Source organism: Rhodophyticola sp. CCM32, from assembly GCF_004751985.1.
Taxonomy (GTDB): Bacteria; Pseudomonadota; Alphaproteobacteria; order Rhodobacterales; family Rhodobacteraceae; genus Rhodophyticola.
The window spans coordinates 2,495,014-2,506,474 of the sequence record NZ_CP038492.1 but is presented as its reverse complement, the minus strand read 5'-3'; the positions used below and the strand labels follow the sequence as shown (position 1 = coordinate 2,506,474).

12 protein-coding genes and 1 pseudogene are annotated in these 11,461 nt (G+C 59.7%); 10 read left to right on the top strand and 3 right to left on the bottom strand.

All coding sequences use genetic code 11. The features are described 5' to 3' along the window. Positions 1 to 7: 7 nt before the first annotated feature. From E2K80_RS12135 to E2K80_RS12100, 8 genes are read left to right on the top strand one after another with little or no spacing between them, the layout of a single operon-like run. Entirely contained in the window at positions 8 to 811 is an 804-nt protein-coding gene (locus tag E2K80_RS12135; protein ID WP_238475525.1) for a PDR/VanB family oxidoreductase, read from the top strand. Between the two features lie 9 nt (positions 812 to 820). After that, positions 821 to 2,134, top strand: coding sequence for an aromatic ring-hydroxylating dioxygenase subunit alpha (locus E2K80_RS12130; protein WP_135375243.1), 1,314 nt, complete (start codon positions 821 to 823; stop codon positions 2,132 to 2,134). After that, positions 2,131 to 2,604 carry an aromatic-ring-hydroxylating dioxygenase subunit beta gene (locus E2K80_RS12125; RefSeq protein WP_135375242.1) on the top strand — a complete coding sequence of 158 codons (474 nt, stop codon included), beginning with the start codon at positions 2,131 to 2,133 and terminating at the stop codon, positions 2,602 to 2,604. The genes E2K80_RS12130 and E2K80_RS12125 overlap by 4 nt, the downstream gene beginning before the upstream one ends. Then, entirely contained in the window at positions 2,601 to 4,214 is a 1,614-nt protein-coding gene (locus E2K80_RS12120; RefSeq protein ID WP_135375241.1) for an AMP-binding protein, read from the top strand. The genes E2K80_RS12125 and E2K80_RS12120 overlap by 4 nt, the downstream gene beginning before the upstream one ends. After that, on the top strand, positions 4,211 to 5,389 hold the full coding sequence (locus E2K80_RS12115; protein WP_135375240.1) for a thiolase family protein: 1,179 nt from the start codon (positions 4,211 to 4,213) through the stop codon (positions 5,387 to 5,389). The genes E2K80_RS12120 and E2K80_RS12115 overlap by 4 nt, the downstream gene beginning before the upstream one ends. After that, positions 5,386 to 6,639 carry an SDR family oxidoreductase gene (locus E2K80_RS12110; protein ID WP_135375239.1) on the top strand — a complete coding sequence of 418 codons (1,254 nt, stop codon included), beginning with the start codon at positions 5,386 to 5,388 and terminating at the stop codon, positions 6,637 to 6,639. The genes E2K80_RS12115 and E2K80_RS12110 overlap by 4 nt, the downstream gene beginning before the upstream one ends. After that, positions 6,636 to 7,412, top strand: coding sequence for a cyclase family protein (locus E2K80_RS12105; protein WP_135375238.1), 777 nt, complete (start codon positions 6,636 to 6,638; stop codon positions 7,410 to 7,412). The genes E2K80_RS12110 and E2K80_RS12105 overlap by 4 nt, the downstream gene beginning before the upstream one ends. Then, a complete protein-coding gene (locus E2K80_RS12100) occupies positions 7,409 to 8,134 on the top strand; it encodes an SDR family NAD(P)-dependent oxidoreductase (RefSeq protein WP_135375237.1) in 726 nt (241 codons plus the stop codon). The genes E2K80_RS12105 and E2K80_RS12100 overlap by 4 nt, the downstream gene beginning before the upstream one ends. Positions 8,135 to 8,191: 57 nt before the next feature. Here the strand turns inward: E2K80_RS12100 and E2K80_RS19815 are convergent. From E2K80_RS19815 to E2K80_RS12085, 3 genes and pseudogenes are all read right to left on the bottom strand, one after another. After that, positions 8,192 to 8,320: pseudogene (locus E2K80_RS19815) on the bottom strand (WGR domain-containing protein); the annotation flags it as partial. A gap of 10 nt (positions 8,321 to 8,330) precedes the next feature. After that, positions 8,331 to 8,921: a helix-turn-helix domain-containing protein gene (locus tag E2K80_RS12090; protein WP_135375236.1), complete on the bottom strand. Its 591-nt coding sequence runs from the start codon at positions 8,919 to 8,921 to the stop codon at positions 8,331 to 8,333. 112 nt (positions 8,922 to 9,033) lie between these two features. Next, positions 9,034 to 9,612 (bottom strand): carboxymuconolactone decarboxylase family protein, encoded by a 579-nt coding sequence (locus E2K80_RS12085; RefSeq protein WP_135375235.1) that lies wholly within the window; start codon positions 9,610 to 9,612, stop codon positions 9,034 to 9,036. A gap of 220 nt (positions 9,613 to 9,832) precedes the next feature. On the opposite strand from E2K80_RS12085, the gene E2K80_RS12080 reads away from it, so the two are divergent. Further along, positions 9,833 to 10,579, top strand: coding sequence for an amino acid ABC transporter ATP-binding protein (locus tag E2K80_RS12080; protein ID WP_274379217.1), 747 nt, complete (start codon positions 9,833 to 9,835; stop codon positions 10,577 to 10,579). Position 10,580: 1 nt separating this feature from the next. Then, positions 10,581 to 11,423, top strand: coding sequence for an amino acid ABC transporter permease (locus tag E2K80_RS12075; RefSeq protein ID WP_238475524.1), 843 nt, complete (start codon positions 10,581 to 10,583; stop codon positions 11,421 to 11,423). Positions 11,424 to 11,461 lie beyond the last annotated feature (38 nt).

Below are 11,461 nucleotides of genomic sequence, written 5' to 3'. Positions count from 1 at the left end.
CGGCGCATTGGGCGCACGGTCATATTCCCTGATCCGCTGGCCCGAACACGCCGATGACAGGCTGCATATTGCGGTACAGGCCGAGCCTGAAGGCACGGGCGGATCAAAGGCGATGCATGCGTTGGAAGCCGGGGGGGAAATTGCCCTGTCCGATCCGAAAAACAGTTTTGCGCTTCAGGATACGCCCAAGCCGATTGCCTTGATCGCGGGCGGTATCGGTGTCACGCCGCTGATCTCAATGGCGACGGAACTGCAGGAACAAGGCCGCGATTTCGCGTTCCATTACACCGGGCGAAGTGCTGCGATCATGGCCTATCGGGCCGAACTTCAGGGCGCCTTTGGCGATAACGTGACGTGCTATTACGATGATGCCAAGCCTGCCGATTTGGCTGCTCTGGCTGAGACCTTGAAGGGGCACGCGCTCTATATCTGTGGCCCCAGGGGGATGATCGACGCCATGCGCTCGGCGGCTGAGATCGCGGGCGTTCCTGCCGATGATGTTCATGTCGAACTGTTCACAACGCCCGACGCTGTCGGCAGCGAGACGGCCTTTGAGGTGGAACTCGCCTCATCCAATGAGGTCGTCACCGTTGCGGCGGATCAGACCATTATCGAAGCGCTTGAGGCGGCGGGCCATGACGTTCTGTATGATTGCCAGCGCGGCGATTGCGGCATTTGTCAGGTCGATGTGTTGGCCGGCGAACCGGATCACCGCGATGTCGTGCTGAGCGAGGCTGAAAAGGCCAGCGGCAAGGTTATGCAAATCTGTGTCAGTCGCGCGAAATCTGCGCGTCTGGTTTTGGACATGTAGGAGGTAACAATGGAAGCCAGGGATATCCGAGCCATGGTGCAGGGCCATCAGGTCCACCGCGACGTGTACACATCCCAGGCGGTTTACAGGGCCGAGATGCGGCATCTGTTTACCAATGCCTGGATTTTCGTGGGCCATGACAGCCAGACACCGCACAAGGGCGACTACATCACAACCCAAATCGGGGAGCAGCCGGTTATACAGGTCCGCCACAGCAATGGTGAGATCTATGTGCTGAACAACCGTTGTCCGCACAAAGGCACCAAAATCGCCATCGACCGCGCGGGCAACACGGGTAAGTTCTTTCGCTGCCCTTACCACGCGTGGTCGTTCAAGACCGATGGCTGCCGCCTCGCGATCCCATTGAAAAAAGGCTATGATGGCACCGGCTTTGAAGAGACGTCGAATGCCAGGGGTATGGCCCCGGTCGGCGCCGTAAAGGTTTATCGCGGCTTCGTTTTTGCGCGGCTTTCTGCGGATGGGATCCGCTTTGAGGATTTCTTTGGCGACAGCCTTTCGACCATCGACAATATGGTCGACCGTGCGCCCGAAGGGCAGCTGGAAATCTCAGGTCCACCGCTACGCTACATGCACCGGTGCAACTGGAAAATGCTGGTCGAGAACCAGACCGACACCTGCCACCCGATGGTGGCGCATGAATCCAGCGCCGGCACCGCCGTCGATATCTTCAAGGCGATGGGAGAGCCCGAACCGCGCCCGGCCGCGATGCAGATCATTGCGCCCTTCATGTCGCCCTATGAATTCTTCGAAGGCATGGGCATCCGCACCTGGCCCAACGGGCATGGCCATACCGGCGTCAATATGTCGATCCATTCCGCCTATGACGCGATCCCCGGATATTTCGAAGCCCTGAAAGAAAGCCATGGTGAGAACAAGGCCAAAGCTGTTCTGGATGAGAACCGCCACAACAGCGTGTACTTCCCGAACATGATGGTCAAAGCGCCGCTGCAACAGTTGCGCAACTTTATCCCCCTGGCGGCCGATAAAACGCTGGTCGAAAGCTATGTCTACCGGCTTGTCGGTGCGCCGGATCAACTGGTGGCAATGTCGTCGATGTACAATCGGATGATCAACGCGCCGACCTCGATCGTGGGCCATGACGATCTGGAGATGTATGAACGTGCGCAGGAGGGTCTGATATCCGACGGGTTGGAATGGGTGAACATCCAGCGTCTGTATGAAGAGGGGGAGGATTTCAGCGTTGAGGCGGTCGAGAACGGCACAACCGAACGCCAGATGCGCAATCAATTCGACGCCTGGGTCAAATTCATGACCGCCGACATGGAAGGGGCGGCGACATGACCCGCGATGAGATCATTGATTTCCTCTATGCCGAGGCGCGGATGCTGGACGAAGGGCGGTTTTCCGAATGGCTCGCGCTCTGGATGCCTGACGCGTATTACTGGATGCCGCTGGATTACAAACAGACCGACCCGATCAACGAGACGTCCCTGCTTTATGAAGACCAGTTCATGCTGCGCCTGCGGGTGGAGCGGTTGAACGGCGAACGCACCTTTAGCCAGAAGCCCAAAAGCCGCTGCCATCATGTCCTGCAGCGCCCTTTTGTGGATCTGTTCGATGCCCAGGCCGGTGTGTTCCAGACCAACACGGCGATGCATTATATAGAGACCCGGCTGGACGATCAGCAATTGCTGGCGCTGACCGCGACCCATGATTTGAAACTGGTGGATGGCGCGTTGCGGATCGCTGGCAAGAAAGTCGAGCTTTTGAATTCGGACGCCGCCTTCGGCAACATTCAACTGCTGCCATGACGGATCAGCGCATTTACGACCAGCTTGCCCGATCTGCGGCGCAGTGGCCAGACCGCCCGGTGCTGGATGTGATGGCCGAGACTGCCGCATGCTATGACCTCAAGGCCGGGCCGATCACATATGCCGATTTTCTGGCCGGTATCGACGCTTGGGCGGACAGGTTTGGCGCGGCGGGGTATTGCGCGGGGATGCGCGTTGCAGTGCTGTTGGAAAACCGCCCGGCATTCTTCGTCCTGTTCTGCGCGCTCAATAAAATCGGCGCGTCCATTGTCCCGATCAACCCTGATTTGCGACTGTCCGAGTTGCGCTATCTGATTGGTCATGCCGAACCGGCTTTGGTCATCGCTTTGCCGAGCCGTCTTGAGGAACTGACCGCGGCGATTGCGCAAACCGATCTTGCGCTACAGGCGATTGCACCCGAGACGCCGCTGCCTGCGCCGCGCGCGGGCGCGGTTGTGGCCGGTGATCAGGCGGGCGAAGCCCGCGAGGCGGCGGTGCTTTATACATCCGGCACCACGGGCGCGCCCAAGGGCTGTGTTCTGCCCAATGCCTATTTCCTGCTGGCGGGGCGCTGGTACGCGGATCTGGGCGGGATTGCGTCGCTGACCACAAATGGTGAACGGATGATCACGCCACTGCCGGTCTTTCATATGAATGCGATGGCCTATTCCTTCATGGCGATGTTGAATGTGGGTGGTTGCCTGATCGCGCTGGACCGTTTCCATCCAGGCAGTTGGTGGGCCAATGTCGCCGACAGCCGCGCCACCTGCTTGCATTATCTGGGCGTGATGCCCTCGATCCTGATGGGGATGCCTGACACCGGCACGGACCGGGCCCATAACGTGCGCTTTGGCTTTGGCGCGGGCATTGATCCCGAGCTTCAGGAGGAGTTTGAAACGCGCTTTGGCTTTCCGCTGATCGAGGCCTGGGCCATGACCGAAACCGGCGCAGGCGCGGTGATCGCCAACAATGAAGAGGATCGGCTGATCGGGCAATCTTCGCTTGGGATTGCCCGGGATTGGGTGGAGGCGCGCGTTGTCGATGACACGGGCACAGAAACACCCGATGGCACGCCCGGCGAATTGCTGGTGCGCCATGCGGGCGACATTCCGCGCTATGGCTTTTTCTCGCATTACTACAAGAACCCTGAAGCCACCGCTGAGGCTTGGGAAAACGGTTGGTTCCACACAGGGGATATTGTCAAACGCGATGCGGATGGGCGGTTTACCTTTGTCGATCGCAAGAAAAACGTGATCCGGCGGTCAGGCGAAAACATCGCAGCGGTGGAGGTTGAAAGCGTGCTTATGCGCCACCCCGATATCAACGCGGCGGGCGTGGCCCCGGTGCCTGATGCCATGCGCGGGGATGAGGTTTTTGCCTGTCTTGTGGTGGACAGACCGGGTGTCGAGACAGCGCAGGCCATCGCCGAATGGGCGCTGAGACAGATGGCCTATTACAAGGTGCCGGGCTATATCGCTTTCGTGGATGCCTTGCCCCTGACCAGCACCCAGAAAATCCAGCGCAAGATGCTGAAAGATCGGGCCGCGGTGCTGCTCAACGACCCGAGCACGATTTGCCTGACCGCCATGAAGAAAAGGCAAATCGCATGACACGGCGCCCCGATTCTTACGAGGGCGTCGTGCTGGCAGCCCCTTTTTCAACGCCCTATCAGCGCTATTCGATTGATACCGCTCATCAATGGATTGCCCGCGCACTCAAAGGATCATTACATGCCGCCGGGATTGCCAAGGACCGTCTGGACGGGTTTTCCGTCTCGTCCTTTACGCTTTTTCCCGACACGGCCGTTGGCCTGACCCAGCATCTGGGGCTGTCGCCGCGCTGGCTGGATCATGTCCCGATGGGCGGGGCCTCTGCGGGTGTCGCACTGCGCCGTGCGGCGCGGGCGGTGCAGGCGGGCGATGTTGATATTGTTGCCTGCGTGGCGGGTGACACCAATCATATCGACAGTTTCCGCCAGCTTTTATCCAGCTTTTCCCGTTTCGCGATGGATGCCAGCTACCCCTATGGCTATGGCGGGCCAAACGCGAATTTCGCGCTGCTGACTGACCGTTACATGACTGATTACGGGGCAACGCGGGAGGATTTCGGCAAGATTTGCGTGGCCCAGCGGGACAACGCGCTGCAAAATCCGCGCGCTGTGATGAAGAAACCGCTCAGCCTTGATCAGTACCTGAACGCACGCCCCATCGCGGAACCGATTGCGCTTTTTGACTGTGTCATGCCCTGCGCCGGGTCGGAATGTTTCCTGGTGATGCATGAAGATGAGGCCCTGCGCCTTGGCATTCCTTTCGCGCGCCTTACGGCGGCGATTGAACGGCACAATGCCCATATTGAGGACCCGATACAGCTGCGCGGCGGCTGGACGCTGGACCGGGATACGTTGTGGGACATGGCAGGCTGCGCGCCGCAGGATATCGACGTGATGCAGACCTATGACGACTATCCGGTTATCGTGATGATGCAGTTTGAGGATCTGGGGCTTTGCGCCAAGGGCGAAGGCCCCGCTTTCGTGCGCCGGCATGATTTGACGATCAAGGGCAGCTTTCCGCATAACACCTCGGGCGGTCAGCTATCGGCGGGTCAGGCGGGGGCGGCGGGTGGCTTTATCGGTATGGTCGAGGCGATCCGACAGGTCACGGGCCAGGCCGAGGGGACTCAGGTCAAGGATGCCGGGCGCGCACTGGTCGCGGGCTTTGGCATGATCAACTATGATCGGGGCCTGTGTTCCAGCGCCGCAGTTTTGGAAACGGGGGCACGCGCATGACCGAGCCGCTACAAAGACCGCCCAAAAAGAACCCGCAAAGGCGCAGCATCTCGCCGACGCGTCCGCCGGAAATGCGCAGCCGCGCCGCGCTTGGCCTGACCGCCGCCGCTGCCGAGGGGCGGCTGGCCCTGCAATGCTGTGCGGACTGCCAAACCTGGCAATACCCGCCTCGCGATGCCTGCGTCTCGTGCCTGTCAACGGACCTGCCCTGGCAGGCGCTTCCGCCAGACGGAAACTTGCTTGCCGAAACAACGGTGCAAACCTCGCCGCGGCTTTATTATCGCGAGCGGATGCCGTGGCGGATGGGCAGTGTGCAGATGGATGCAGGCCCGGTGATTTTGGCCAATATCCACCCCGACGTGACGCCCCGCAGCAAAATCCGCATGGCTGCCCATCTGGATCGCGCCGGCCAGGGCGTGCTGGTCGCGATGCCGGTGGACGCGGCCCCCAACCAACAGGATGCTCCTTTGATGCGTGAATTGACCGCCGACCCCAAACACCGCCGCATCCTGATCACCGATGCCCGCGCAGCCAATGCCCCTGCGCTTGCCAAGGCACTGAAGGACGCGGGCGCGGCGATCGTTTTTGCCGGAGAGGCCGAAAGCTGGCGGCCCTATCCCGGGCGTACCGCCTTGCAAGAGCTTGACGTTGATCTGATGCCGCTGGATGTGACCGACACGCAATCGGTCCAGACGCTTGCAGGCGAGATCGGCGGCAAAACCGATATCCTGATCAACAACGCGCAGTTTGTCCGCCCCGGCGGCGCGCTGGCGCGCGGCGATGTGGGCTTTGCCCGCGACGAGATGGATGTGAATTACCTCGGCCTGATGCGGCTGGCACAGGCCTTTGGCCCCGGCATGTGCGCCCGCGCGGCGGATGGGGTGAATTCGGCGGTGGCCTGGGTCAATCTGCTCTATATCGGGGCGCTGTCCAACACACCCGATTATGGCGCATTCGCCGCCAGCCAATCAGCGGCCTATTCCCTGTCACAATCCCTGCGGGCGGATTTCCGCAGTGCAGGGCTAAAGGTGATGAACGTCTTTTCCGGCCCGGCGGAAGAAGATTGGTTCGCCCCCCTGCCGCCGCCAAAAGTCCTGCCGCAAACGCTGGCGCGCGATGTGGTGAAAGGCTTGCAGGCAGGTATCGAGGATGTCTGGTGCGGCGACATCGCCCAGGACATGCGCGACCGGTTCCGCCGCGATCCCAAAGTGCTGGAACGCGAAATGACATTCGGAGGCGATGGCCCATGACCACCCTGACTGATCTGGCCAGTGCCTTGGCCACTGGCTCTGTGCGGGTGGTTGACCTGACCCACACGCTGGACCCGGATTTCCCGGTGATCATCCTGCCACCCGAGTTTGGCCAATGCGCACGGTTCCGGATGGAAGAGATCAGCGCCTATGACCATCGCGGGCCTGCGTGGAAATGGCACAATATTTCGATGTCGGAACACACCGGCACGCATTTCGATGCGCCGTCTCATTGGGTGTCGGGCCGGGATGTGCCGTCAGGGTCGGTCGATGCGATTGCGCCTGAGAATTTTGTTGGCCCGGTTGTCGTGATTGATTGCGTGGCCCAATCTGACGCGGATGAAGATTACGAGATGACACTGGACGATATCGCCGGATGGGAAGCGACCCATGGTCAGATCCCCGCAGGCGCCTGGGTTCTGATGCGCACGGATTGGTCAAAACGGCGGGGGGCGGAATACCTCAATATGCGCGAAGACGGCCCGCATTCGCCGGGCCCGCGCCCCGAGGCGATCAGGTTTCTGATTGATGAGCGTGATATCCTGGGTTTCGGCACCGAAACCGTGGGCACCGATGCGGGCCAGGGCAGCCATGCTGTGCCACCTTACCCGGCCCATTACTACCTGCACGGAGCTGGCAGGTTTGGCCTGCAATGCCTGTCGGGGCTGGACCAATTGCCCGCAACCGGCGCAGTGCTGATCGCGGCGCCGTTGAAAATCAAAGACGGCACCGGCAGCCCCCTGCGGGTTCTGGCGATGGTGGAAGAGGTATGACCGAATACACAGCGATCATCACTGGCGGCAACAAGGGCATCGGGGCCGATCTTGCAGCGGCTTTGCTGGAGCGGGATTACACCGTTATTTCCGTGGCCCGTCGCGCGCCAGAGGCCAGCCATCCAAACCTGCATTCGATTGAGGCCGATCTGTTGGATCCAGAAGCCGTCAGCGCCGCGGCGCACAGGATTGCCACAGATTTTGACGTGACGCATCTGGTTCACAATGCCGGGCTGATCTGGCCCAATCTGGTGGAACAGGCGCAGCCGTCTGACATCACCGGCCTTGCGCAATTGCACCTTGGCTCTGCCTTGACCCTGCTGCAAGCGGTGCTGCCCGCGATGAAATCACGCGGATTTGGGCGGGTCATGTTCAACGCCTCCCGCGCGGCGCTCGGCGCGCCCACGCGCACCGCCTATAGCGCCAGCAAGGCGGGCATGATCGGCATGGCACGCACCTGGGCGCTGGAACTGGCTCCGCACGGGATCACCGTCAATGTTGTGGCCCCGGGTCCAATCCTGACAGATAATTTCTGGGGCATCGTCGAAAAGGACAGCGCCCAGCAAGAGGCATTCGCCAAACGCATCCCGGTGGGGCGGCTTGGCGTATCGCAGGACGTGACCAACGCGTTTTTGTTCTTTTGCGATCCGTCCAACAGCTTTGTCACCGGACAGACGCTCTATGTGTGCGGTGGGGTCAGCGTCGGCACATTTCAGATTTGACCGCCGCCTGCATGGCCCGTCTGGCAAATGTTCGATACCATCAGGCGTATCCCCGCTTCGCCCGATCCTTTCCCACTCGCGGACCAAACCCCACTCACCAAACAACCCACGGTCGATCTGCATCCGGTAAAAACGGGTTACGTCATGCCCGCAACGATAACCGCGGTTTGGTGGGAAGGCCGTTATCCCGTCTTTGTCAGGGGCGTTCGGCTTGCACCGTCAGGAATTCGAACCGGTCACTCAGGACATCAACGAAGCCATGGTTCAATTCGGAATCGACGCTGATGCTATCGCCTTCGCGCAGGGTGAAGCGCTGCCGGCCGTAGCGGTAGATCGCCTCGCCTTTGAAGACGAACACAAAGACCACGCCCTGCCCGGTATAGTTGGGTGGCTGGCCGCCATCCTTCAGCAACGTGACGTATCGCGCCTGAAACCGCAGGTCGCGACGGGCATGCATCGCCAGATTGACGTATTCATGCTGATGATCATCCGTGATCCGGGTCGATTTCAGACCCTCGCCTGCGCGCACGATCGTGAAATCCGTGTGCTCCGTCCGCGCCTCTCGAAACAGCGAAATGATCGGAACTTCCAGCGCCGCTGCAAGGGCTTCCAGGGTCGTGATCGAGGGCGAAACCAGACCATTTTCGATCCGGCTGACCATTGCGGCGGAAATTCCGGCCTGGGATGCGACCCAACGGGCCGACAGGCCACGCTGAACACGCAGTTCCTTGAGCGACGCACCAATGCTCGCTTCGATGGTGCTGTTCCGGGCGGAATTCTCCAACATGGCGACCAGCCTAAAGCACCCTGCCTTAAACTTGAATCACAAATACCCTGCCACGCTTCGCGTTCTCGGGACATTTGTGATGAGCGATGTCTCAGGTTTAAGGCAGGGTACTCTAGTTGGTTGCATAATATCCAACAACATCCCCGTCGGTTTTTACACCGAGCCCGTTCAACAGCCGGTTTGCGTAGCAAAAATATCCGGTGATCTGGTTGATCTCGAGGATCTCTGCGTCGGCCCACCCGACGCAGGACAGGGCGACGACATCAGCCTTGATCATATCGCCGGGGTGCAATGTCAGCTTCTCGGCATAACGCAGCGCGGCCAGCTCGCGCCCGTCCAGCGCATCCTCGGGGCGGCGCGCCTGGATCGCGTGCTCGATGGCATCGGCGCGGTCGGTATCACCGATCAGGTGCCGCGCATTGGCCCAGTGGTTCGCATAGGAATAGGCACAGCGATTGAGTGTGGATACGTAGGATGCAATGACTTCCTGAAACCATCCCGGCACAGTGTTGGAATCGTTATGCAGACAGGCCCGATACAGCACCACATGGCCGTCCATCGTACTTGGGCGCAGGGAATGGACACGCATGACGTTGTCGACAGTGCCGTGCGGTGTCTGCGCAAATTTCAGCGATTTCCGCAGCCGTTCGTCTGCCTTCTCATCCGGAATCATCTCGATCCAAGCGGCCATGTGTCTCTCCTTTTTGTGCCTGAAAAAACGGCGAAGCGACTTCAGGCCGGTCGCTCGGGCATTTTTTTGTTGACGTAATATTGCGCAATAAGCAAGATAATTGACTAATGTGCAACATCCTCGATACTTAGAAAAACAAAAGGGTACGCATGGCAGAGAACCGTTGCGTGCAGTGGACGCGGACCAGCGGCGACACGGTTAACCGAGGGGTGAACCCAACATGAACGACGCAAATGCGATTATCGAGGTTCGCAATCTCGACAAGTTCTACGGGACGTTTCACGCTCTCAAAGACATCAACCTGCAAGTCCATCAGGGTGAGAAGATGGTGGTTTGCGGCCCGTCGGGGTCGGGAAAATCCACCTTGATCCGATGCTTCAACGGACTGGAATTCCACAATTCCGGCACGCTGAACGTGGACGGGATCGAGGTTCACGAAGCCTCCAAAGATATCCGGAAGCTACGCCAGGAAGTCGGCATGGTGTTCCAGCAATTCAACCTGTTTCCGCACCTCACGGTCCTCGAAAACCTGATGATCGGCCCGATGAAGGTGCGGGGTTGGACGAAGCCTAAGGCAGAGGAAACGGCGCGCAAATACCTCGACCGCGTCCACATCCCCGAACAGGCCGAAAAGTACCCAACCCAATTGTCCGGAGGGCAACAACAGCGCGTCGCGATCGCGCGGTCGTTGTGCATGGAAAGCAGGATCATGCTTTTTGACGAGCCGACCTCGGCCCTTGACCCGGAGATGATCAACGAGGTGCTCGATGTCATGGTCGAACTGGTCGATACCGGCATGACCATGGTTGTCGTCACCCACGAGATGGGTTTTGCGCGCAAGGTTGCGGACACGATGGTGTTCATGGAGCGCGGGGAAATTGTGGAAATCTCACCGCCCGAGAAATTCTTCACCAATCCGTCCAGCGACCGCTGCCGGATGTTCCTAGACCAGATTCTGGAGCATTGATGTGGGTTCCACCTTCAATCAGCAGGACCTGAAGGGCGACCCGCTTCCCCAACCGTCCGCCGTGCAGCGCTTCTTCGGGTCGACCATCGCGTCGGTTGCGATCTACCTGATCGTGATGGGGATGATCGTCTACGGATCCTATGTCGGTGCCCAGAACATGGGCTACAACTGGCAATGGAGCCGTGTTCCGCAATTTCTCTACACCTTTACCGATGACGGCTTTCAACTCGGCGAGATTTTCATCGGTCTTGGTGTGACCTTGCAACTGTCGGCCACGGCCTTTGTTCTGGCGACGATCCTGGGACTGATCGTGGCACTGATGCGTCTGTCCGGCCTGGTGGTGGGGACGGCCGTGGCAATCGGATTTCTGGAATTCATCCGCAACATCCCGCTGCTCGTGCTGCTTTACCTCTTCTACTACGTGCTGGGGCCGATCTTTGGTTTCGACCGCTACACCGCCAGTGTGCTGACCCTTGCCGTCTTTCACTCGGCGCTTATCTCCGAAATCTTCCGCGCCGGCATCAACGCCATCCCGCAGGGGCAGTGGGAGGGCGCGAAATCGATAGGCATGAGCACAGGCCAAGCCTACCGCTACATCATTCTGCCCCAATCGATCCGGTTCATGTTGCCGCCGATGACCGGAGAGGTCGTTCATCTCGTGAAGTCGTCCGCCATTGTCAGCGTGATCGCCGTAGCCGAACTGACCACGATTGGGCGTAACATCATCTCAGACACCTTCATGAGCTTCGAAATCTGGTTCACCGTCGCCATCGTCTACATGGTTGTCACGCTGATGCTGTCCGTCGGCGTCGGCTTCATCGAGCGACGATACACAGTCGAATGAACCGGCCACCGATTGCCCTTCACCTCACTCACCGAGAA

Coding starts and splice junctions, on each gene's coding strand:
- E2K80_RS12125 (WP_135375242.1), top strand. CDS start 2,131: ATGACCCGCGATGAGATCATTGATTTCCTCTATGCCGAGGCGCGGATG.
- E2K80_RS12085 (WP_135375235.1), bottom strand. CDS start 9,612: ATGGCCGCTTGGATCGAGATGATTCCGGATGAGAAGGCAGACGAACGG.
- E2K80_RS12100 (WP_135375237.1), top strand. CDS start 7,409: ATGACCGAATACACAGCGATCATCACTGGCGGCAACAAGGGCATCGGG.
- E2K80_RS12115 (WP_135375240.1), top strand. CDS start 4,211: ATGACACGGCGCCCCGATTCTTACGAGGGCGTCGTGCTGGCAGCCCCT.
- E2K80_RS12130 (WP_135375243.1), top strand. CDS start 821: ATGGAAGCCAGGGATATCCGAGCCATGGTGCAGGGCCATCAGGTCCAC.
- E2K80_RS12110 (WP_135375239.1), top strand. CDS start 5,386: ATGACCGAGCCGCTACAAAGACCGCCCAAAAAGAACCCGCAAAGGCGC.
- E2K80_RS12120 (WP_135375241.1), top strand. CDS start 2,601: ATGACGGATCAGCGCATTTACGACCAGCTTGCCCGATCTGCGGCGCAG.
- E2K80_RS12105 (WP_135375238.1), top strand. CDS start 6,636: ATGACCACCCTGACTGATCTGGCCAGTGCCTTGGCCACTGGCTCTGTG.
- E2K80_RS12090 (WP_135375236.1), bottom strand. CDS start 8,921: ATGTTGGAGAATTCCGCCCGGAACAGCACCATCGAAGCGAGCATTGGT.
- E2K80_RS12080 (WP_274379217.1), top strand. CDS start 9,833: ATGAACGACGCAAATGCGATTATCGAGGTTCGCAATCTCGACAAGTTC.